20 protein-coding genes and 4 tRNA genes are annotated in these 20,674 nt (G+C 63.5%); 7 read left to right on the top strand and 17 right to left on the bottom strand.

Translation table 11 applies throughout. The annotated features are described in order from the left end of the window. Positions 1 to 72: 72 nt before the first annotated feature. Entirely contained in the window at positions 73 to 870 is a 798-nt protein-coding gene (gene rlmB, locus M511_RS07910; RefSeq protein WP_085501864.1) for a 23S rRNA (guanosine(2251)-2'-O)-methyltransferase RlmB, read from the bottom strand. 167 nt (positions 871 to 1,037) lie between these two features. Between rlmB and M511_RS07915 the strand changes: the two genes are divergently transcribed. From M511_RS07915 to M511_RS07930, 4 genes are all read left to right on the top strand, one after another. Then, positions 1,038 to 1,121 (top strand) — tRNA-Tyr (locus M511_RS07915). Between the two features lie 302 nt (positions 1,122 to 1,423). Next, complete coding sequence (locus M511_RS19150) at positions 1,424 to 1,852, top strand: hypothetical protein (protein WP_240547567.1); 429 nt, start codon at positions 1,424 to 1,426, stop codon at positions 1,850 to 1,852. Then, positions 1,815 to 2,036 (top strand): hypothetical protein, encoded by a 222-nt coding sequence (locus M511_RS07925; protein WP_085501865.1) that lies wholly within the window; start codon positions 1,815 to 1,817, stop codon positions 2,034 to 2,036. The genes M511_RS19150 and M511_RS07925 overlap by 38 nt, the downstream gene beginning before the upstream one ends. After that, on the top strand, positions 2,036 to 2,257 hold the full coding sequence (locus M511_RS07930; protein WP_085501866.1) for a hypothetical protein: 222 nt from the start codon (positions 2,036 to 2,038) through the stop codon (positions 2,255 to 2,257). Before M511_RS07925 ends, M511_RS07930 begins: the two co-directional genes overlap by 1 nt. Before the next feature lie 556 nt (positions 2,258 to 2,813). On the opposite strand, the gene M511_RS07935 is transcribed toward M511_RS07930, so the two are convergent. From M511_RS07935 to M511_RS08000, 14 genes are all read right to left on the bottom strand, one after another. Beyond that, a tRNA-Phe gene (locus M511_RS07935) sits at positions 2,814 to 2,889 on the bottom strand. A 77-nt stretch (positions 2,890 to 2,966) separates the two neighbouring features. After that, on the bottom strand, positions 2,967 to 3,116 hold the full coding sequence (locus tag M511_RS07940) for a DNA gyrase inhibitor YacG (protein ID WP_010397450.1): 150 nt from the start codon (positions 3,114 to 3,116) through the stop codon (positions 2,967 to 2,969). Beyond that, a complete protein-coding gene (locus tag M511_RS07945) occupies positions 3,113 to 4,174 on the bottom strand; it encodes a ribonuclease E/G (protein WP_085501867.1) in 1,062 nt (353 codons plus the stop codon). The genes M511_RS07940 and M511_RS07945 overlap by 4 nt, the downstream gene beginning before the upstream one ends. Further along, positions 4,171 to 4,758: a Maf family protein gene (locus M511_RS07950; protein ID WP_085501903.1), complete on the bottom strand. Its 588-nt coding sequence runs from the start codon at positions 4,756 to 4,758 to the stop codon at positions 4,171 to 4,173. The genes M511_RS07945 and M511_RS07950 overlap by 4 nt, the downstream gene beginning before the upstream one ends. Positions 4,759 to 4,855: 97 nt before the next feature. Beyond that, on the bottom strand, positions 4,856 to 5,074 hold the full coding sequence (gene infA, locus M511_RS07955; RefSeq protein ID WP_010397442.1) for a translation initiation factor IF-1: 219 nt from the start codon (positions 5,072 to 5,074) through the stop codon (positions 4,856 to 4,858). 181 nt (positions 5,075 to 5,255) lie between these two features. Further along, positions 5,256 to 6,362: a FliM/FliN family flagellar motor switch protein gene (locus tag M511_RS07960; protein WP_085501868.1), complete on the bottom strand. Its 1,107-nt coding sequence runs from the start codon at positions 6,360 to 6,362 to the stop codon at positions 5,256 to 5,258. Positions 6,363 to 6,490: 128 nt separating this feature from the next. Further along, entirely contained in the window at positions 6,491 to 9,148 is a 2,658-nt protein-coding gene (locus M511_RS07965; protein WP_085501869.1) for an ATP-binding protein, read from the bottom strand. Beyond that, positions 9,138 to 9,380: a hypothetical protein gene (locus M511_RS07970; protein WP_010397428.1), complete on the bottom strand. Its 243-nt coding sequence runs from the start codon at positions 9,378 to 9,380 to the stop codon at positions 9,138 to 9,140. Before M511_RS07970 ends, M511_RS07965 begins: the two co-directional genes overlap by 11 nt. Before the next feature lie 8 nt (positions 9,381 to 9,388). Further along, positions 9,389 to 9,745, bottom strand: coding sequence for a response regulator transcription factor (locus M511_RS07975; RefSeq protein ID WP_010397426.1), 357 nt, complete (start codon positions 9,743 to 9,745; stop codon positions 9,389 to 9,391). A 58-nt stretch (positions 9,746 to 9,803) separates the two neighbouring features. Beyond that, on the bottom strand, positions 9,804 to 11,090 hold the full coding sequence (locus M511_RS07980) for a helix-turn-helix transcriptional regulator (protein ID WP_010397424.1): 1,287 nt from the start codon (positions 11,088 to 11,090) through the stop codon (positions 9,804 to 9,806). 3 nt (positions 11,091 to 11,093) lie between these two features. Further along, the gene (locus M511_RS07985; RefSeq protein WP_010397422.1) at positions 11,094 to 11,774 is read right to left on the bottom strand and encodes a response regulator transcription factor; all 681 of its coding nucleotides are present in this window, start codon (positions 11,772 to 11,774) and stop codon (positions 11,094 to 11,096) included. Continuing rightward, positions 11,774 to 13,180 carry a LapD/MoxY N-terminal periplasmic domain-containing protein gene (locus M511_RS07990; RefSeq protein ID WP_085501870.1) on the bottom strand — a complete coding sequence of 469 codons (1,407 nt, stop codon included), beginning with the start codon at positions 13,178 to 13,180 and terminating at the stop codon, positions 11,774 to 11,776. The genes M511_RS07985 and M511_RS07990 overlap by 1 nt, the downstream gene beginning before the upstream one ends. Before the next feature lie 121 nt (positions 13,181 to 13,301). Continuing rightward, the gene (locus M511_RS07995; protein WP_085501871.1) at positions 13,302 to 16,424 is read right to left on the bottom strand and encodes an efflux RND transporter permease subunit; all 3,123 of its coding nucleotides are present in this window, start codon (positions 16,422 to 16,424) and stop codon (positions 13,302 to 13,304) included. 37 nt (positions 16,425 to 16,461) lie between these two features. Then, positions 16,462 to 17,751, bottom strand: a complete 1,290-nt coding sequence (locus M511_RS08000) for an efflux RND transporter periplasmic adaptor subunit (RefSeq protein ID WP_085501872.1) — start codon at positions 17,749 to 17,751, stop codon at positions 16,462 to 16,464. A gap of 252 nt (positions 17,752 to 18,003) precedes the next feature. Between M511_RS08000 and M511_RS08005 the strand changes: the two genes are divergently transcribed. Continuing rightward, positions 18,004 to 18,077, top strand: a tRNA-Gly gene (locus M511_RS08005). A 29-nt stretch (positions 18,078 to 18,106) separates the two neighbouring features. On the opposite strand, the gene M511_RS08010 is transcribed toward M511_RS08005, so the two are convergent. Beyond that, positions 18,107 to 18,529: a DUF1489 family protein gene (locus tag M511_RS08010; RefSeq protein ID WP_085501873.1), complete on the bottom strand. Its 423-nt coding sequence runs from the start codon at positions 18,527 to 18,529 to the stop codon at positions 18,107 to 18,109. Positions 18,530 to 18,635: 106 nt separating this feature from the next. Between M511_RS08010 and M511_RS08015 the strand changes: the two genes are divergently transcribed. Together M511_RS08015 and M511_RS08020 are read left to right on the top strand one after the other, a co-directional pair. Further along, positions 18,636 to 19,850, top strand: a complete 1,215-nt coding sequence (locus M511_RS08015) for a multidrug effflux MFS transporter (RefSeq protein WP_085501874.1) — start codon at positions 18,636 to 18,638, stop codon at positions 19,848 to 19,850. A gap of 80 nt (positions 19,851 to 19,930) precedes the next feature. Then, positions 19,931 to 20,005: transfer RNA gene (locus tag M511_RS08020), tRNA-Glu, on the top strand. 362 nt (positions 20,006 to 20,367) lie between these two features. On the opposite strand, the gene M511_RS19645 is transcribed toward M511_RS08020, so the two are convergent. Then, positions 20,368 to 20,649, bottom strand: coding sequence for a DUF6538 domain-containing protein (locus M511_RS19645; RefSeq protein WP_369596700.1), 282 nt, complete (start codon positions 20,647 to 20,649; stop codon positions 20,368 to 20,370). Positions 20,650 to 20,674: the final 25 nt, after the last annotated feature.

Consider the following 20,674-nt stretch of genomic DNA (forward strand, 5'->3'; position numbering starts at 1 on the left):
ATGGATCTGGCAAATCGCCTTGCGATTCTCAACCGAGACGGGCGCTTTCTAGCGCCGTTGTGATGGCACCGCTCAGCTCTGTGAAGCGGCGTAAAGCGCCACGGCCGCCGCGTTCGAGACGTTGAGCGAGCCGAAATCGGCTGCAAACGGGATACGCAGGATATGATCGCAGGTTTCGCGTGTGCGTTCGCGCAGCCCCGGTCCCTCGGCGCCAAGCACGAGGCAGATCGCACGACCCGAGAGGGCGCGCAGAGTTTCGGGCAGGGTTTCTTGCCCGGTCCCGTCGAGCCCAAGGACGGTATAGCCCATGGCCTTCAGCTCGATCAGCGCATCGGCAAGGTTGGTGACGCGCAGATAGGGCTGGCGTTCCAGCGCGCCCGAGGCGGTCTTGGCCAGTGCCCCGGTTTCGGGAGCGGAATGGCGGGCCGGGGCGATAACTGCCCGTGCGCCAAAGACCTCGGCCGAGCGCAGGATTGCGCCTACGTTATGCGGATCGGTCACGCGGTCCAGCGCCACCATCAACGGGCGCCCCGGTCCGGACAGCGCCAGATCCTCAAGCTTGCCCCAGGCAAGCGGCCTGACCTCCAGTGCGGCGCCCTGATGGACGCTGTCGGGTGCCAATGGTACGGCCTTGTCAAAGGTCCGGGCATCGGTGATTTCTGGTTCGGTCCCCTCTGGCAGAGGGCCCAGACGATCAAGCGCATTGCGACTGACGACCAGGCGCAGCTTTTCGCGGCGGGGGTTAGCCAGCGCATCGCGCACCGCATGCAGGCCGAATAGCCACAGCGTTTCGGCTGCGGCGGCGCGGCGGGCGCGTTCTTTGTCGATGACCCAGGCGGGTTTTTTGGTTTTCTGCGGTTTCTCGGCCATATCCTGTCCCCGGCTGTCGTTTCGACTGCGCAGAAAATGCGGGAAATTGCAAGTTCTGCTGCGGGATGGTCGAAACAGATGGCTGGCCACAACTTTTCCCCTGATCCCTGCTTGACGCCCTGCGCCGGGCGGGATAATCACCCCTCCACACGCCGAAAGCGTTCGGCGGGCGACGTGCTGCAAGGTGCGGCAGCGGACTGTAACTCCGCCGGGGAGACCCATGCCTGGTTCGATTCCAGGGTCGCCCACCACTTCTTCTGAAAAGTGAGTAAAATCAACGAAGTGGTGCCCCGTATTCGTGCAATGCGGCACCATGCAAATCAATGGGTTATAACGCAGGTGTTCCGCAGTTTTGCGGCCTGACCTCTGCGCAAAAGAAAACCGCCGGAGGAGCTGGCACTCCATCCGACGGCACTGTCAAAGGTCTTCTGACAAAAGAATATGTCACAGCTTTTCGCCGCGTAACCCCGTGGGGAGGTGCGGCATAAGCTGGAAGGTTGCGAATCTGTGTGCCGGGAGGCGCTTCGGCAGTCCGGTCCGAAACCAGATCATCATGTTTCTGGCCGACAAGGCGAGTGATGACGGGTCTGGCATCTGGTGCTCCAAGGGAACGATCCAGCGCCACACCGAGCTTGGCGAAACCACCGTCAAGCGCACCATCAATGAATTTCTAAACGAAGGCATCCTGATCGAGACCGGCCGCCGTGCCTGCAAGAACGGTTTTACCGTCGTCTATCGCATTTCCCTTGCCGCCGTCCGCACCCTGGCCTATCTCGAAACTCTTGTGCTGTGGATCGCCTGCGACCGTGCGACTTTCCCGGAGTGGTATGACGCGGGGGGCTTGCTGCACTGTGCCTTCCGGGTCTGCCCACGCCCCGCAGCACCATCGCGCAGAAAGCGGGCCGCGAGGACTGGAAGCGCCCTCCGCCCGAGGTCGCAGGGTTTTGTTCCACGTCTCAAGCCTGCCTGCGCGGGCCTTTGATGCGCTGATTGCTCGCATCCTCGACCTGCCAGAGCTTGAAGCCGAAACCGATGAACTGTTCGCCCTGCCGGTGTCGCCAGCACCCGAGCCGCTGCCCGGCTGCCTGCCTGCGGGTGTGGCGTTGCCGAACGTCGAGGACGCCGCCAAGATGCTGGTCAAACTCAAGCTGATAAGAGGAAATTGATGGCGGCGGAAAAGGATGATGCCTGCAAATGGTTTACGGCTGGCGAAGCCGCTAAATTGGCCGAAATCCATCAGGTTCTTGGAGTGCCGGCGACCCGCTGGGGCATGCCGAAACAGCTCAAGGGCGATGATGGCGCAGGCCCGCCGTCGGAACTGTGTCGAAAGCGGGAGGGCCAAAGGGGCGGCGGTGCGCTTGAATACCACTGGACAGCCTTTGACTAGGCGTTGTGGGAGTATCTGGACGCAGAGGTAGACGTCGCGCTTCCGGAATATTGCAGGTCAGAGGCGACGACTCCGAATGGTTCACCGCAGAGGAAATTGTCGCAGTGGCGCATGTCCATGAATTGGATGGCGTGCCGCGCTTCAAGACTTACATAACCAGATGGATTGCCGAGCGCAGCGCGCGCCGTTCCAAGACGTTCGGCATGCAGCTAAAGCGTCTGCGCCGCGGGGTCTGGCCTTCGCCGGAATGCCGGTTTCACTTGGAGCTGTTCAAGTTCAACCGGCCTCTGTATGTTGCGCTTCAACAATGTGCGCGGCTGGATCGCGACTGTTAGCCGAAAGAACAATTTCCTGATCCTGACAGTTGCGCCGCGCCCTGCGGAATTTTTTTGTCCGCAACCTAATGCGCGTTTGTGCCAAAGCTAGTCCCTCGCGACAGCGGCAACAGCTCGGCAGGCGTGGGAGAAAGAAAATGAACGGAACGAGACCAGAACAGCAACCTGATATCATGGGTGATACCTTCGGCTTGGTCGCAAATGCTAAGTTATTGAAAAAATGGTGCCCGGAGGCGGATTCGAACCACCGACACGCGGATTTTCAATCCGCTGCTCTACCAACTGAGCTATCCGGGCCCGCAGCTTTCTGCTTTGGACAGGCGCGTTGTTAGGGCAGTGCCGCGCCGGTGTCCAGTGCCAAAAAGCGAAATTTTTCACTCTTCCTTGTCAGGATCAACAACCGGCTCGCCCGGGATGCGATAGTCGCCCCGCAGCCAGCGTGCCAGATCGACATCGGCGCAGCGGCGCGAACAAAAAGGGCGATAACGCTCTGAGGCGGGCTTGCCGCAGATCGGGCATTTCATGCCTTGTCCTCCGCTCTGGCCAGCCGCGTCAGCGGGATACGGTCACGCTTGCGGCTGATCTCGTAAAGTCCCATCGCGGTCCAGCCGATCAGCACCGTCTCGGTCGTTTCCGAACGGAAGGCCGCGCGCAGGACCTGGTCCAGCGTCCCGCGATCCCGCTTGGGCATCGGGGCAAAGTCGACGACGATCTGGCCACCCAGGCCGCGCAGACGCAATTGACGGGGCAGGTCCCGCGCCAGGGCGATATTGGCCTTAAGCCCGGCAGCAGGCGAATGGTCACTGCCAGTGTTCACGTCGATCGCAACCAGCGCCCGCAGGGCCTCGATCTCGGCCCAGGCGCCGCCACCCAGATCCACGCGCGGACGCAGCATTTGCTGGACCATCGCCTCGGCCCCGGTAATTTCGAAGGCGTCGGGGCCGTCCTCGACACTGTCCGGGGCGGGATCAGCCCAATCCAGCCAGGCCAGCTCAGCCGGCGCAGGTGCATCGAGCAGCAGTTCGGGCTGCCCCTCCCGGTCGGCTAGAATAGCAGCTGCAAGTTCAAGAATCTCAGCCAGTTCAGTGCTGATCTCATCTTCGGCCGCCTCTGCCGTAATTGAGCGAAAGACAATGCCGGGCGGGTCGGTGATTTCTGTTAATGCGGCTTTGCCCAGACTGACAAGGTTTTCGCGCAGCTCATCATCACGGATGCGGCGCGAGACATTCACGCCCGGCGCGCCCGGGGTCACGATGACATGGCGGCCACGAAAATTCAGCCGGGTTGAGACGGGAATCGCCTTGCCCTCTTCGGCGCTGCCGCTGACCTGCACAAGCAATGATTGCCCCTCGCGCAAACCGCTGCGGTCACGCAGAAAGCCGCGCGCATCGTCAGGCAGGCGCAAAAACACGCCGCCTTGTCCCTTGACCAGCCGATCAACCTTGGCGCGGCAGATCGCACCGGGGGCAAGCGGCATCGCATCGCCAAGGTCGATCAGCAGATCCTCAAGCCGGCCGTCCAGCATCAGCGCGGCCGCTTCGCGACCAAAGACCTGTCCCAGAACGATCTGGCGCCCCTTCATGCCATCTTTCCCTGAATTCCGATTGCAGCGAGCAGGCTGGCCGTTTCCGCCAGCGGTAGCCCGACCACGCTTGTGTAAGAGCCTCGCATCCACAATGCAAAGGCAGACGCGCGGCCCTGAATGGCATAGCCGCCCGCCTTGCCCTGCCATTCGCCGCTGTCAAGATATTCGTCGATCGTCCCGGCGGTCAGAGGGCGGAAACGGATAACCGTTTCGACCAGCCTTTCGCGCAGCCGCCCGTCATGGGCAAGGGTGACAGCAGTCAGAACCCGATGCCGGCGACCCGAGAGAAGCTGCAGATAGCACCGCGCCTTTGCCAAATCGGTGGGTTTGCCCAGGATTCGACGGCCCGCGACCACGACTGTGTCGGCGCATAAGACAGCGCCATTGGTCGAGCCGATCAGCGCCTCTGCCTTTTCGCGGGCCATGCGGCGGACGTAATCGCGCGGTAACTCACCACGACGAGGTGTCTCGTCGATATCGGCGGGTTGGATATGGGCAGGAGTAACGCCGATCCGCGCCAGAAGCTCAAGCCGGCGCGGGCTGGCCGACCCCAGGACCAAGGCAGGTGCCGGACGCTGCATTTTTACAGCAGGCGACTGGGCATCATGCGCCTCGCGGGCGGTCGCATCTTCTGACGCGCCCGCTGCAATCAACTCGCGTGCGAGAGCGTCTGTGCCCTTACTTGAAGCGGTAATTGATCCGCCCCTTGGTGAGGTCATAGGTGTTCATTTCCACCTGAACCTTGTCGCCAGCGAGGACGCGGATGCGGTTCTTGCGCATCTTACCTGCCATATGTGCGATAATCTCATGGCCGTTTTCTAGCTCGACCCGGAATGTCGCATTAGGCAGGAGTTCCTTCACGACGCCGGGAAATTCGAGCATTTCTTCCTTGGCCATGTTGTCTCCTGTAGGGGTGCCCCGCCCGGTGGCGGGCGCATGCTACATGCGTCCTGAGGGGTAATTTTTCAAGGGGAATCTGGTCTTGCCGGGGGATTCCATACTGTGTGATGGTATTAGAACGGCCAATTTTGCCTGAATGTGGCCCTATTGTGACGAAAAGGCATGAACGGCATCGCGATTAACCGACCTTGGTCAGGGGCGTGGTTGGACGGAACGGATCCTCCAGGTCCGCGTCAGCCAGCATGGATACATCCTCTGCCTGCCGCGCAGAAGTGCCCAACGATGCCGTCACCGCCTGTGTAAAGCTGTTGTCATCGGAACGGCCAGGGATATCCGTAGCGATGGGGGACCCATCTTTGTCACCAGCCTGCAGCCGGATGGCGTGGAGGCCATCTTTCTCGCCCAGTTTTCCTTGCAAGATCAATTGTCCGTAGGGGGATTCGATCCTTGCCTCATTCAGTGAGTTCCGCGGCAGGGACAGCAATGCGCCCGGAGTGAGTGCACGCAGCTCGTTCAGGCTGATCTTGCGACGGCAAAGGACGCTGACAAGCGGTAGCGGAGTCTCCTGCACGATCCCCGCCAATGTGCTGGCTGTTTTTATAACCTCGCGTGCTTCGGCAAGCGGCGGGGACGCGATTGGTTCTATGTGCTGCAGAGCTATGTGGTCGGGCAGAGTCTGGCGCGTGTCGGCGGGGGCGGGCAGGGCAAGCAGCAGGCTGCCCTGACGCTGCTTTTCCGGGCCGATGTGAAATTGCAGACTTAGCCGGGTCATCCTGCCCTCTTCCAGCATCAGGGCCAGCAGGCGCGGTTCGTCTATATGGGTCAGATAGCGAAATGCGCCGAAATCTGGGCTATCAGGATGGGTGCCGCATTGGCGAGAAAGCTCGGTCAACAGCGTCTCAGCAAAATCTGCGGCAATCGTTGCATCCGTGCGGGTCGGCCTGCGCGGTGATATTGGGCGTGCCGTCACCCGGCCGATCGCCTGCATCTCGATAAGCGAGCCCAGCAGCGACGGACAGATTGCCACCACACCAAGCATGTCCTGCCGCCCCTCGACCACCGATAGAATCGCGCGTTCGGGTAGCAGTTCTTGCAGCTCTGCCGGGGTGGTTTGCGCCAGTTCAGCCTTTTCGACCAGCACGGCCAGCCGCGCCTGCTTTTCAGCAGCGCGGGCGAATGCGGTCGCAACCGCGCTTTCAAGCTGCAGTTCGGCAACCTGATACCCAGAGGTTCCGGCATCTGATCGCATCCGGTCGCGCTGAGTGATCCAATGACGCAAGACCATGGCGGATCCGCCCGTTTGCCCCGCTGTCCGCCCCGGATCGCCTGATTGTTCCTGTGCCGTATTGTTCATGCCTGACCGAATCGATGCCGCCTTGGGGGCAGATTGGCACAGACTGGTTGCGAAAAGGTTTAACCCGTCAAATCGTCAGGACTTTCCGGACGTCGTGGAGGCCGAGACGGCAGAGAGAGGCGAAAACAGGCGCCGCCCTGACCGGGCAGGTAGCTGATCGAACCTCCAAGGAAACCCATGATTTCCTTGCAGATTGCCAGTCCCAGCCCCGCGCCCCCAGCCCGCGCGGGATCGTCCAGCCGCGCAAATTTCTCAAAGATCAGCGCCCGGCTTTCCGGATCAATCCCCGAGCCGTTGTCGTGAATGTCGATTTCGGTCCAGCCTTTTGGGGTGCGGCGGGTCTCGATCCGGATCACAGGTTCTGCCGCGTCGCAATATTTGCGTGCATTCGAGACGACGTTGATCAGCACCTGCAGCAGCCGGTCGGGGTCAGTGATCACCGGCAAATGCTCGGCAATCGGATTGCGACGGATTGAAAAATCACGCTCGGCGGCCACAGCCCCAGCGGCTGCCAACGCCCGGTCGATCAGATCGTGAAGGTTGATCACTCCGGGCTTGAGCTGTGCGCGACCCGATTCCAGCACCGACAGATCCAGCAGATCGTCAAGCAGCCGCGTCATGCGCACCGCCTCGTCCTGAATGATTCCAGCAAAGCGGGCGCGGTCTTCGGCGGGCAGCTCGGGCTCCATAAGAATTTCGGAAAAGGCGCGGATCGAGGTCATGGGCGTGCGCAGCTCATGGCTGATCTGGCCCAGAAATGCGTCCTTTTGCGCGGAAAGCGCTGTCAGCTTCTCGTTGCTTTCGCGCAGCATCGCGGCTGTGCGGGCAAGTTCGGCCGAGGTGAGCTCAAGGCGGCGGTTATCCTCGCGCGCGCGGCTGGCCTCGCCTGCGACCTCCATGAGATCGGCGACGGTTACGCCGCCACGACCACCGACGCGGGTCATCAGAGCCGCTGCGGTCGCCGCGCCGACGGTGCCGGCGAGGTGGCGTTCAAACTCGGTCAGGAAGCGCGGCGTCAGATCGGGCAGATAACCGGATTTTCCCTGTTTTTCCGAGGCTTTGTGAAAAACGTCAAGCGCGTGTTCATTACCCCAGATCCGCCCGGCGAGGGTCAGCAGTGCCTCGGCCTGTGCAGCGGGCGCGCTGTCACTTGCGGCGGGATCGGGTGCGATGGCGTGAACGAAAGACAGAGATTGCAGCCGCTCAGCCGGTTGGGGAAAGTCCAGCAGCGATATCAGGATCAGCAGCGACAGGTTCACCGCCAGCGCAAGCAGCACCGCCCCTGCAAAGGGGTCGATGCCGGCTGGCATGGCGGGATGGTCGAAAAGACCAAGCGAAGGCAGAAAGACCGTGCCAGCCCAGATCAGCGTGCCGGCGACGATCCCGGCGATGGCTCCGCGCCGGGTTGCGCCGCGCCAGATCAGCCCGGCAATCATCGCAGGCAGCACCTGCGCCATACCCGAGAATGCGACCGTGCCCATAGCGGCCAGTGCCGTCGTGCCACCAGTCATGTGATGATACAGCCACCCCGCCCCGATGACCGAGACGATGGCCAGCCTGCGCGCGTTCAGCATCAACGCGCCGAGATCCTCACGCGATTGGGGCGGCTCGGACAGCGCCGCCTGTCGCAGCCAAAGCCACAGGGGCACAAGCCAGTGGTTTGCCATCATCGTCGACAGGGCGATGGCGCTGACCACAACCATCGACATGGCCGAAGAAAAGCCGCCAAGGAATACCAGCGCCGCCAGCGTCTCGCGCCCCTGCGAAAGCGGCAGGGCGAGAACATAAAGATCGGGATTCGAGCCTTTGGGCAGCAGGTCCGCGCCAACGACGGCGATGGGCAGGACCAGAAAAGACATTGCAGCAAGATAGGCCGGAAAGGCCCAGCCGGCCTGCCGCAGGCGGTCTTCGTCGCTCGCCTCGACCACGATGACGTGGAACATGCGCGGCAGGACCATCACCGCCGCACCTGAAAGCAGGATCAGCGTGAACCAGCGGTCGGGGCGGATCTGCCAGCCTTTTCCTGCGGGTGAGTCCGCCATGTTGTCGATGCGTGCCAACACATCTGCGGGACCATCGGCGATGCCCCAAAGCACATAGGCCCCGACGGCAACAAATGCGGCGAGCTTGACCACAGCCTCGACAGCGATTGCGATGACGACGCCATGGTGCCGCTCATTTGCGGCAAGGTTGCGGGTGCCAAAAAGAATGGCAAAGGCGGCAAGCCCGACCGCCACCCATAATGTGACATTGCCGGGCAGAGGATGGCCGCTGGAGGCAAAGGCCGACAGGGCCATCGATACTGATTGCAGCTGCAGCGCGATATATGGCGTTGCCGCCAGCACCCCGATCAGCGTGACCAGCGCGGCGAGCCCGGCAGATTTACCAAAACGGCTTGAGATCAGATCGGCGATCGAGGTCACGCGATGCAGCCTTGCGATGCGGACGAGGCGCCTGAGGCCCCACCATGCCCCGGCAAAGACGATGCCAGGACCAAGGTATATCGTCAGAAACTCAAGCCCCGAGCGGGTGGCATAGCCGACCGCGCCGTAAAAGGTCCAAGCCGAGCAATAGACCGAAAGCGACAGGGTGTAGATCACTGGCCGGTCCATCCAGCGCCAGCGTCCGCGCGCAGCGGCGCGATCGGCGGCATGGGCCAGCAGGAACATCAGCGCCATATAGACGACCGAGGCTGCGCCAAGCGTTTCAGGCGTCATCCTCGTCCTCCGTCCGGCTGCGGGCGATGGCGCGGTGCAATCCGGCGGTCACGGCAATGGTCAGCGCCCAGCCTGCCGCCAGCCAGACCGCGCCGCGCGCAAAGCTGAAGTATTGCGGCAGCCACATCGGTGGCAGCAGCGTCAGCAGTGCGAAAAGCACGGGCAGCACCCGGGTCGCATCGCCAAGCCGGCGCTTGCGATAGGCGCTGCGGCCAAGAAACAGGCGGCGCATACGCAAGGTCACCCCAGCAACTCGCGCACCGCAGCGCGCAGATCATCATTGGCAAAGGGCTTGACCAGTATGCGGTCGGCGCCCTGGGGCAGATTGGCCAAGCCCCGCGCGCTGAGCAGCAGGACGGGCAATCCCTTCAGGGCGTGATCAGCGCGCAGATCGGCAAGCACCTCGGCCCCGCTGCGGCCCGGCAGCATCAGATCAAGGATGACCAGACGTGGCGCAAGCGCGCGGATACGTTGCAACGCGCCATTGCCTTCGGGCCATTGCTCGCAACGCCAGCCCTCGCGCGACAGGATGAAGCGGACCGCTTCGGCAATGCTGGGCTCGTCCTCGATCAGCAGCACATCGACGGTCGCGGTCACGGGCGGCTCTCCTGAAATTTTGCGGCGATCATGGCGACGCGGGCGGGCGTTGTCAAAATCACACTGGGCCGAGGATCGACGGCTCGTGCCGCGCAGGGCAGCCCGGGCGCGGGCAGATGCGGCAGGCAGGGCCGACGCCCAGAACCGGGCGGGTGTCACGGCCCGCCGAGGGACGAAAGAGCATCTGCGCGCGGCTGAGCGCCGGTGCGCCGATACCCATGGGCAAAAGACGCTCGGCCACCGCCCAGGCGGCGAAACGGTTGCCAGCAGTCGTCTCGATCAGCCGCGCGACGGGCAGCTGCGGCTGGGCCAGTGCCTCGAACAGCGGCCATAGCGCGCAGCCTTCGCCGGGGCGTGGCAGCTCGAACCCCGGTGCCGAGTGGCGAAACAGTGCCGCGCCCGAGCCGTCACAGACGATTAGCCCCGCCTGCGCCCAGGGGCCGGGACGCAGCGTGCCAAGGCGGCGCAGCACCAGTTCCAGCGGCCTGCCTAGCCGCGCGGCGATATGGGCCGGGTCATCGGCTGTGTCCCCGGCCTCGGCCACCACGGCTGAAAGGGCGGAATCGGGCAGGGCGGCCCGGTCACGTTCCTGCGCGGCCAGCAGATCCTGAGCCATTACCCGCGCCGCATCCGAGGCAAGCTCGGCCGCCTCAGCAATAGATGGCTGGCCTGCGGCGATCCATGCCTCGACCTCTTCTTGCGGGGACATCGGTACTGCCTCATCCTCGAAACTGTCGAGATAGGCGACAAGCGCCTGCGCAGTCCGCGACAGGCGTTGGCTGTCACTGTCAAGATTGGCATGGAAGCGGTCGCGCCACTCAGGCTCGATCTCGGGGGTTTCGGCAAGGATCGAGGCGGTCGAGCGCAGCGCGGTCACCGCCGATTGCACTTCATGCAGTGTTTCCAAAAGATAGGGGTCGCGGGTCATGCGGTCCGACAGCGCGACAAGCCGCCGCTCCAGCGCATCGGCGCGGCGTGTTGCCCCGGCCAGCGCCGAAGCCCAGCCCGGGAAGCGCGCCGCGAATTCCGAGATCTGGTCCAGCTCGACCGTGATCCCCCGTTGATCAGCCGCGCGGGCAGCCGCCTCGCGCAGCGCGCCGACCAGTGCCTCTTCGTGGTCCGAGGCCAGTTCGGTCGCGTCGATATCCAGGGCTTCGGCCAGCCGCGACAGCAGCCCGGCCCCGACAGGGCGGCGATTATGCTCGATGAGATTCAGGTAGGCGGCCGAAATCTCGGCCCGCTGCGCCACCTCGGTCTGGCGCCGACCCAGAGACAGCCGGCGCTCGCGGATGCGGGTTCCGATGAGGGGACGCGCGACCGGGGGACGCGGAGAGGAACGTGTCATGCCTCAGATCCCGTCGCGGGTTTCCTCCAGATAGCGGATCGCCTTGACGACGAGATCGGCAAAACTTTGCGCCCCGAGCTTGTCCTTGAGCGTCTGGCTGACATTCGACACCGTCTTGTAGCTGATATTGGCGCGTTCGGCGATCTCACGGTAGCTAAGCCCCTCGGCGATGGCACGCAGGATGTCCGTCTCACGCGGGGTCAGGCGCGGGCGGGCGGGGGTTGCGCCGGGCCGATCCATCAGCGCGATGCGGCGGGCAAGGTCCGCGGGCACGTAATCACCGCCACGTGCCACCTCGCGCAGAGCCTCGCAGATCTCATCCGAGGGCGAATCCTTCATGATGATGCCATTGCATCCGGCCTGAAGCGCGCGCCGTGCGATGATCGGGCTGCGGTGCATGGTAAAGACGAGGATCGGCTGCGTCGCGCCCGCCGTGCGCAGCCGCTCGATCAGGCGCACACCCGCAAGTTTTGCCTCCCCCATGGTCAGATCGACGACGATCACATCCGGGTCCTGCTGTCGCCATGCCCGCCAGCCCTGCGAAGGGGTCGCCGCACCGATCACCTCGCATTCCAGACGTCCGCGTGTGATCCATTCCCAGCCTTCGGCGACGACCGGGTGATCATCGACGACCAGCACGCGCAGCGGTGGGGCAGGCGGAGAGATCGGGGCAGTCGCAGTCATCAGGCAGGTCCTTGGTCGGGCGGGCAGGGCAGGTGAAATTCGGTCAGCGTCCAATCTCTGTCCCGTCGGGGCGGCACGTAGCGACCGCCAAGCGCGCTGGCGCGGTCGCGCATTCCGGTCTGGCCAAGCCCGGTGCGGTCCGGCGCGGCGGGGCCGCTGCCGTCATCGCTGACGCTGGCAAAGATGCCCCGCTCGGCCCCGGTCAACCGGACGCGGATCGTTGAGGGTGAGGCGTGACGTAACGCGTTCAGCACGCTTTCGCGGATAAAGCGGTAAAGCGCGATCCGCCCGGCCTCGCCCGGTTCGGCCAGATCGGACGGGCAGTCGAAGGTGATATCGACCTGTGGCGCTGCATCGGCAAATTCGATCAGCTGCTCTTTCACCATTTCGGCCAGACTCGCGCCTTTGGCCGGGGCCATGCGCAGATCGTCGATTGCGGCGCGGGCGCTTTGGCGGATCGCCGCTGCGTGGCGCGAGACGGCGGCCAGCGTTTCGGAAAGCGTGGGGTCGGTTGCGGCTTCGGTGGCTCGACCAGCCTGACCGACGGCCGCTTGCAGGGCGAAAAGCTGCGGGCCGATGCTGTCGTGCAAGTCGCTGGCGATGCGGGCGCGCTCGGCCTCGGCCAGTGTCAGCATCCGGCCTTGCAGGCGGCGATTTTTGGCCTGTTCGGCCGCCAGATGCTCGGCCAGTGCATTGACCCCGTCGCTGAGTGTGGCCAGTTCCCTAAGTCCGGTCTGCGGTGCGCGCTGTCCCGGCTCGCCTGCACGCATCCGGTCCAGCGCCGCGCCAAGAAGGCCCAGCCGACGCAGCACCAGCCCGGTGATCGACATGGTGATTGCGATGGCCGCCAGTGCCATTGCAGCCAAAAGCGGCAGGATCAGGCGGAAATTCTGCCATGCCTCGGCGATCTCATCCCGAGGATCGGTACGTATCTCGATCACGCCAAGCACATTGGGATATTGGGCAATGGGGATGAGTTCGCGCAGCGGTTCGGGCCGGATCAGCGCAGCAAACCATTCGGGAACCTCTGCGGGCGGCAGGCGCGGTGGTAGCGCCAGCGCCACGGCGCGTCCGGCTGCATCACGCAATTCCGCCGAAAGATGCCTCTGCGCTTCAATCTCGGCCGCGATACGCGCGGCATCGGCCATCACGTCCCGACGCTCGAATGCGGTAGGCAGATGCAGTGTGGCAAAGGCGTTGGCAAGACGAAAGGCCGAGCCCGCCTCATCCTCGACCGCACGGCGGGCGTTCAGGATCAGCACCGATGCCACGATAGCAAAAATCGCGACCCATGCCAGAACCGAGCCGGCAAGCGCCAGCAGCCGCAGCGACACACCATGCGAGGATGCGCGCCGGGCTGATGTCCTGTCCTTTGCCGCAGCCGCGATGTGGCTGGTTGCCTCCATGCATCTCCCCGCCGCCTGCCGGTGACCCCCTGTGTCAGACTAGGACGCGGATCAGGGCGCGGCAAGCCGGTTTGCGTGGCGGTGAAAGGCAGTCCGGGGGCGGCCCGCCGACCCCGGATTATCAGGCCTTGGCGCTGGCGGGCTGGCGCTGGTCGGGCCGGCCAAGGGCGCGGCGCACCAGCACAAAGAACAGCGGCACGAACAATACGCCCAGCACGGTGGCAGAAATTGTCCCGCCCAGCACCGTTGCACCGATGGTGTTGCGCCCGTTGGCGCCCGCGCCGGTTGAAAGCACCAGCGGCAGCACACCCAGCGAGAAGGCGACCGAGGTCATGATAATCGGGCGGAAACGCTGGCGCGCCGCCTCGACCACCGCTTCGTAAAGCGGTTTGCCGGCCTCGGCCTGTTCGCGGGCGAACTCGACGATCAGGATGGCGTTCTTGCCGGTCAGACCGATCACCGTCAGCAGGCCGACCTGGAAGAAGACACCGTTGTCAAAGCCGCCAAGCCATGCGCCGATCAGCGCCCCCAACACCCCGATCGGCATGGCAAGCATGACCGCAAAGGGGATCGACCAGCTTTCATAAAGCGCAGCAAGGCACAGGAACACGACGGCCAGCGACAGGCTATAAAGCAGCAAGGTCTGGTTACCTGCCTGCTGCTCCTCCAGCGACAGGCCGGTCCATGCGACGTTGAAGCCGGCGGGTAGCTGGGCGGCCAGCTCTTCGATGGCAGCCATGGCCTGACCGCTGGAAACCCCCGGCCCCGGGCTGCCCTGAATCTGCATGGCGGGCACGCCGTTGTAGCGGTCAAGGCCCTGCGGACCATAGCTCCATCGTCCCTCGGCGAAGTTCGAGAAGGGCACGAGCCCGCCCGAATTGTTCCGCACCCGCCACTTGTCGATATCGGTCGGCAGCGAACGCGAATCGGAATCGCCCTGAACATAGACGCGCTTGATCCGGCCACGGTCGATGAAGTCGTTCACATAACGTCCGGCCCAGGCCACGGACAGCAAGCTGCCCACATCGGTCGCCGTCACGCCCATCGCTCCGGCTTTCCGCCAGTCGATATCGAGGTGATATTGCGCCGCATCCTCAAGCCCGTTCGGCCGGGCTTGCGCTATACGCCCATCCTGGCCCGACATGCCAAGAAGCTGGTTGCGCGCATCAAGCAGCTGCTCATGCGTCTGGCCGCCCCGTGCCTGCAGGTAGAAGTCAAAGCCCGAGACGTTGCCAAGCTCGATCACCGAGGGGGGCACGATCGGGAAGACCAGTGCATCCCGGATACCCATCAGCGCCGGGAAAGCCCGCTGCGCGATGGCCTGCACCGATTGGCCGGGATCGGGCCGCTCTTCCCAGTCCTTCAGCCGCAGGAAGGCGATCCCCATGTTCTGACCCGACCCGGCGAAGCTGAAGCCCGAGACGCCAAAGAAGGAATCGATGTTTTCGGATTCGTTGCTGGCGAAATAGTTCTGGACCTGGTCGATCACCGCATCGGTGCGTTCGATCGTGGCTCCGGTTGGTCCCTGGATCAGCACGAACATGATGCCCTGATCTTCGTCAGGCAGAAAGCCCGTGGGGGTGCGCAGGAACAGCATCACCATGGCCGCACCGATGCACAGATAGATCACCATCATCCGCAGCGGACGGCGGATCAGCCAGCTGACCGACTGGCCGTATCCGTTCATGGTGCGGTCGAAATTGCGATTGAAGAGGCCAAAGATACCGCGGCTTTTGTGACCATGCTCATTGCGCAGCAGCGTGGCGCAAAGCGCGGGTGTCAGGGTCAGCGCGACCACCACTGACAGACCCATGGCCGAGGCGATGGTAATGGCGAACTGTTTGTAGATCACCCCGGTCGAACCGCCAAAGAAGGCCATGGGCACGAATACGGCCGACAGAACCAGCGCGATGCCGATCAGGGCGCCGGTGATCTGTCCCATGCTTTTCCTGGTGGCCTCACGCGGTTCAAGCCCCTCTTCCTCCATGATGCGTTCGACGTTCTCGACCACGACGATAGCGTCGTCGACCAGCAGGCCGATGGCCAGCACCATGGCAAGCATGGTCAGCGTGTTGATTGTAAAGCCAAGCGCCGCCAGTACGCCGAAAGTGCCCAGAAGCACGACCGGCACCGCCAGAGTCGGGATCAGCGTCGCGCGCCAGTTCTGCAAAAACAGCAGCATGACGAAGAACACGAGGATGATCGCCTCGACCAGCGTCTTGACCACCTCTTCGATCGAGATCAGCACGAAGGGCGTGGTGTCGAAGGGGATGACGTATTCCATGCCTTCGGGGAAAAAGCGGGAAAATTCCTCCATCCGCTCCTTGACCCGTTCGGCGGTGTCGAGCGCGTTTGCGCCCGAGGCAAGGCTGATCGCAAGGCCCGAGGCCGGCTGGCCGTTGTAGCGGGCGTTGGTCATATAGTCCTCGGCCCCGATCTCGACCCGCGCTACGTCCTTGAGCAGGATCAGCCCGCCGTCCGCCTCGGCGCGCAGGACGATCTGTTCGAAATCCTCGGGCGTCGACAGCAGCGATTGCGCGGTGATGGTCGCGTTCAGCATCTGCCCCCTGGGCGAAGGCTGGCTGCCAAACGAGCCTGCCGAGATCTGTGCGTTTTCAGCCGAGACCGCAGCAACCACGTCCGAAGGCGTCAGTTCATAGGCCGCAAGCTTTGACGGATCCAGCCAGATCCGCATTGCATATTGCGCACCAAAGACCTGCACCGAACCCACGCCCTCGACCCTGCTGAGGTCGTTGACGAGGTTCGAGATCAGATAGTCCGCAAGGTCCACCTGTTCATAACGGTCATCCGAAGAAGTCAGACCGATGACCATGAGGAATCCCGATGCCGATTTTTCGACCGTGATCCCCTGACGCTGCACCGGTTCAGGCAGCAGCGCCGTGGCTTGCGCCAGCTTGTTTTGTACCTGCACCTGAGCGATGTCGGGATCGGTCCCGGTCTCAAAGGTCAGGGTTGTAGTCGAAGTTCCGGCCGAGGACGAACTTGACGAGAAATAGCGCAACCCATCCAGTCCGGTCATCTGCTGTTCGATGATCTGGGTGACGGTGTTTGCGACCGTATCGGCCGAGGCGCCCGGATAGGTGGCGCGGATGGTAACCGAAGGCGGTGCGATCTGGGGATATTGCGCCACCGGCAGGTTGATGATCGACAGCAGCCCCAGCCCCATGATCAGGATCGAGATCACCCAGGCAAAGACCGGACGGTCGATAAAGAAGCGGGCCATGTGCGGTTCCCTGTGCTGTTCTCTCGCGGGGCCGGGTTCAGTTCGCCGGCTGAGCCTCAGCGGCCTGTGCGTCCGCGTTTCCTGCTTCGGTTTCGGTGGGGGCATCTGCCTCGGCGGGGGCATTTTCGCCCTCGCCACCCTGCGGCGTGGCGGCATTTCCGGCGGTGGCCGGGGCGGCTTCACCCTCGGCGGCGGGGGGCTGACGCTCTTCCGGCGTGACGGTCATACCGGGGCCGATCTTTTGCAGCCCTTCGACCACGATGCGGTCACCGTCATTCAGCCCTTTGCTGACGACCCATTTGTTGCCCATATCCTGCAGGATGGTCAGTTGGCGCTGCTCGACAACATTGTCTGCATTGACCACAAGGGCGATGGGCTGGCCGCGCCGGTCGCGGGCGACACCTTCTTGCGGAGCCAGAACGACATTGCGCGCCGTCGCCTGCTGCACCACCGCCTGAACATACATGCCGGGCAGCAGGATGCTTTCGGGGTTGGCAAAAGACAGCCGCAGCGTGACCACGCCGGTCGTCTCGTTCACATAGGGCTCGGCTGCGGTCAGCGTGCCCTGATGGGCGTATTCGGTGCCATCGGCAAGGCGGAGCGTCACCTTGCGCTCGGCCATATGCTCGGCTCCCTGCGCGGCCATTTCGCGGCGGAAGCGGATCAGCTCGGCTGCCGATTGCGTCACATCGACATGCACCGGGTCCAGCTTGCGGATCACTGCCAGCGGCGTCGGCTGGCTGGCGGTCACCAGCGCCCCCTGACTGGTCTGGGCAAGGCCGATCTCGCCATCCAGCTCGGCGCGGATGGTGGTGCGCTCAAGCTCGATACGGGCGGTTTGCAGCTGCGCCTCGGCGACCTTGACCGCGGCCTCGGCTGAATCGCGGGCGGCAATGGCGTTGTCGGTCGAGCTTTCGCTGGCGACACGGCGGTCACGCAGCGCACCGACACGTTCGGCCTCGCGACGGGCTGCATCGGCCTGCGCGCGCGCCTGGGCAACGGCGGCTTCGGCCTGCGCCACGGCAGCCTGATAGGTGGTCGCGTCTATACGGAACAGCGGATCGCCGACCTTGACGCGGCTGCCTTCCTCAAACAGGCGCTCGGTGACGATGCCGTTGACCTGCGGCCGGACCTCGGCCTCGGCCGAGGCGGTGACGCGGCCCGGCAGTGTGGTGGTCAGAGGCACGTCCTCGGCACGCAGAGTTACCACCGTCACCGGCGGTGGCGGCATCTGCGAGGGGTCCTGTGCGAGAGTGGATACAGGGACGAGCCCCGTTCCAAGCGAAAGGATCACGGAAATCGCCACGCGGCGCGACAGCGCGAACATCATCTTGCTCCGGACATGTGCAGACGCCAGCATAACGAACAGGTTAACGATCGATGATCAATCCCAAAATCGTCGTGCGGGCGTCCTGAGCCTTGCTTTGGGGAAGGTCGAAAGAGGGGTCATTCTTACCGCCCATCTGGATTCAGGCAACCCAGAAACTGCATAGCATTTGTCGTTAATTGTTGTCGGCGGGTCTGCGGTGCAGATTGGTCTTGCGGCGGGTGTGCTGAGACAGTAATCAGGCGGGGCCTCGCGGGTGTAGCTCAATGGTAGAGCCGCAGCTTCCCAAGCTGAAGACGAGGGTTCGATTCCCTTCACCCGCTCCAACCGCCCTCCATTGTCTGGATACGCGTCGCTAGCGCAGGCCCATTTCGGCAAGCGCGCGGGCGATGTCGGGCGGTAGATTCGGCTCATCCTCACGGCCAGCTGGCAGGTCGGGCGGGGCGTCGCTGCCGGGCAGGTATCGCCAGCCCTGGAAAGGGCGACGCGGCACCGAGGCGACCCGGACCAGCACCGGATCAAGCACGAGGGCGCAGCGGCGGATGCCGTCGTCGCCCTGAATCTCCTGCAGCTCAAGGATGCGCTGGCGGGCCTGCATGACACCCTTGAACACCCAATAGATCGAGCCGCCATTCAAAAGTTCGGCCTCGCGCTTGGGCCACATGCGGGTGACATGGCGGGCCGGGCCGCCGCCGTAGCGGTGCTTTTGCCAGGCGGCCAGCTCGGCTGGATCATCGCAGCCGACGCAGAGTTTCATCAGGTTCAGGGATGCGCTCATGCGTCAGATATATCCCGCCGGCGGGCGGGCGCAACCAGAGGACGGCAGGTCTTGATCCACACGGCCCCCGGCGGTACGCCCGGGTGTCCAATATTTGGAATGCCCCATGTCTCATCCCTCCGCACGACCGGCCGCCGGGCAATCCCAGCCGGAGTTCATCGCGATGCTGGCGCTGATCTTTGCCGTCATCGCATTTTCGATTGATTCGATGCTGCCTGCACTGCCCGAGATCGCTGCGGCGCTGACGCCTCAGGATGTGAACCGGGCCCAACTGGTCCTGACCGCATTTGTGGGTGGTATGGGGCTGGGGCTGCTTGTCGGCGGGCCGCTGTCCGACGCCTTTGGGCGTAAGCCGGTGATCACGGCGGGTTTTGCGCTTTATGCCCTGGCCGCCATTGCTGCGATCTTTGCCGATTCGCTGACGCTGCTGCTTGCTGCGCGCTTTGTTCAGGGGCTTGGCGCCGCCGCCCCGCGCATCGTTGCAGTGGCTATGGTGCGCGATCTTTATCAGGGTCGTGAGATGGCGCGGATCACCAGCTTTGTCATGATGATCTTTATCCTCATCCCTGCGGTCGCGCCCTCTGTCGGCGCGGTGGTGATCTATTTTGTCGGCTGGCGCGGGGTCTTTGGCTCTTTCGTGGTACTGGCGCTGATCGGCAGCCTGTGGATGAACCTGCGTCGCCCCGAGACCCTGCCGGTCGAGGCGCGCCGTCCCCTGAACCTGCGCAACCTTATCGATGCGGCGCGCGAGGTTCTGGGGAATGGTCAGGTGCAACTGGTCACGCTGGTGATGACGCTGGGCTTTGGCCAGATGTTTGCGCTGCTAAGCTCAGCCCAGCAGCTTTTCGTGAACACATATGGCACTGGGGATCGTTTCCCGCTGTGGTTTGCCGCCATGGCGCTGCTTTCAGGCAGCGGGACGGTCCTGAACGCGCGCTATGTTGTGCGGCTGGGAATGCGGCGGATCGTGCGTATGGCCTATCAGATGCAGGTCGTGGTGTCAGCGGTAATGGTGGTGCTGATCTTTGGGGATCTTTTGCCCGAGGCATTGCGGTTTCCGGCATTCTTTTTCTGGGCGGTCAGCGTGTTCTTTATGGCCGGCGTGACCTTTGGCAACCTTAACGCCATGGCCTTGCAGCGTATGGGGCATGTCGCGGGGATGGCGGCCTCGGTCGTGGGGGCGGTCTCGACGCTGGGGGCGGTGGTGATCGCGGCTCCGATCGGGCTGCTCTATGACGGGACGGCGCGGCCGATCGTTCTGGCGACGCTGATCTGTTCGTCTCTGGCGCTGGTCCTGATGCGGCGGGTTCGCGACAGCTAAGCGGAGAAGTTGTCCACAGAAGAATACGCCAATACCTCTTGCGGCGCGGCGCGTGCTGTCCTAAAGAGCAGCCCGGCTGCGGCCCGTTCGTCTATCGGTTAGGACGTCAGGTTTTCAACCTGAAAAGAGGGGTTCGACTCCCCTACGGGCTGCCATTTTATCTTATCTCTCCCGACCAGCCTGTCGAATTCAGAGCCTTCCGTGAGGCTGGCTTTGGTCGTGCTTTTGCAGGTCTGCAATGCATTGCGTAAGCGACCCGAGCGGCAACCCGGTAAATGGGGGTGGATCAAGCTGACGCAGCGCGGCCACGAACTGCGCGATAGGGGCTTGTTTCATCTGCCGAATGTCTCGAATGCCCGTAATCTCACTGAATAGGACATAAACCTTGGTCATTTGGCCGACTTGAGCCTATGACATGCCTTGCGCCTGTTTTTGATCCATCAAGCGCCTGACAAGGGCCTTAATTGAGGGGCCGTAGGATCGGCCTTACGTGGGGCGGGGATAGGCTCAGCACGGGCTATCGCAGGCTTTGGGGCCATTTCTGCGGGCAAATCCATGCCCTCACGGCGGATGACCATCTGTAGATGGGCCAAACGGCCTCGTAATCCGCCTTTCCGGCGGCGAAATCATCGAAGGCGCGGTTGCTCTCGGCTGTCACCAGAGGGCCAAGCCTACGGGCGCGGGCAGGGTCACTTGTGCGAAGGCTTATCAGCAGAACTTTTGCACCAAGCGCCGCAGGCAGTCTGCGCCGCCAACAATAGGTTGCAGCGCGTCGAACGAGGTGGGCGGCAAGGGTCAAGAACGTCTCCGTTTAAGAGCCGTTC

Source organism: Paracoccus sp. J56, from assembly GCF_019633685.1.
Classification (GTDB): Bacteria; Pseudomonadota; Alphaproteobacteria; order Rhodobacterales; family Rhodobacteraceae; genus Paracoccus; species Paracoccus kondratievae.

Coding starts and splice junctions, on each gene's coding strand:
- M511_RS07930 (WP_085501866.1), top strand. CDS start 2,036: ATGGCGGCGGAAAAGGATGATGCCTGCAAATGGTTTACGGCTGGCGAA.
- M511_RS19150 (WP_240547567.1), top strand. CDS start 1,424: ATGTTTCTGGCCGACAAGGCGAGTGATGACGGGTCTGGCATCTGGTGC.
- M511_RS08010 (WP_085501873.1), bottom strand. CDS start 18,529: ATGAGCGCATCCCTGAACCTGATGAAACTCTGCGTCGGCTGCGATGAT.
- M511_RS07940 (WP_010397450.1), bottom strand. CDS start 3,116: ATGAAATGCCCGATCTGCGGCAAGCCCGCCTCAGAGCGTTATCGCCCT.
- M511_RS07980 (WP_010397424.1), bottom strand. CDS start 11,090: ATGACACGTTCCTCTCCGCGTCCCCCGGTCGCGCGTCCCCTCATCGGA.
- M511_RS07965 (WP_085501869.1), bottom strand. CDS start 9,148: ATGACGCCTGAAACGCTTGGCGCAGCCTCGGTCGTCTATATGGCGCTG.
- M511_RS07990 (WP_085501870.1), bottom strand. CDS start 13,180: ATGGAGGCAACCAGCCACATCGCGGCTGCGGCAAAGGACAGGACATCA.
- M511_RS07995 (WP_085501871.1), bottom strand. CDS start 16,424: ATGGCCCGCTTCTTTATCGACCGTCCGGTCTTTGCCTGGGTGATCTCG.
- M511_RS07970 (WP_010397428.1), bottom strand. CDS start 9,380: ATGCGCCGCCTGTTTCTTGGCCGCAGCGCCTATCGCAAGCGCCGGCTT.
- M511_RS07960 (WP_085501868.1), bottom strand. CDS start 6,362: ATGGTCTTGCGTCATTGGATCACTCAGCGCGACCGGATGCGATCAGAT.
- M511_RS08000 (WP_085501872.1), bottom strand. CDS start 17,751: ATGTTCGCGCTGTCGCGCCGCGTGGCGATTTCCGTGATCCTTTCGCTT.
- M511_RS07950 (WP_085501903.1), bottom strand. CDS start 4,758: ATGCAGCGTCCGGCACCTGCCTTGGTCCTGGGGTCGGCCAGCCCGCGC.
- M511_RS07985 (WP_010397422.1), bottom strand. CDS start 11,774: ATGACTGCGACTGCCCCGATCTCTCCGCCTGCCCCACCGCTGCGCGTG.
- M511_RS07945 (WP_085501867.1), bottom strand. CDS start 4,174: ATGAAGGGGCGCCAGATCGTTCTGGGACAGGTCTTTGGTCGCGAAGCG.
- rlmB (WP_085501864.1), bottom strand. CDS start 870: ATGGCCGAGAAACCGCAGAAAACCAAAAAACCCGCCTGGGTCATCGAC.
- M511_RS08015 (WP_085501874.1), top strand. CDS start 18,636: ATGTCTCATCCCTCCGCACGACCGGCCGCCGGGCAATCCCAGCCGGAG.
- infA (WP_010397442.1), bottom strand. CDS start 5,074: ATGGCCAAGGAAGAAATGCTCGAATTTCCCGGCGTCGTGAAGGAACTC.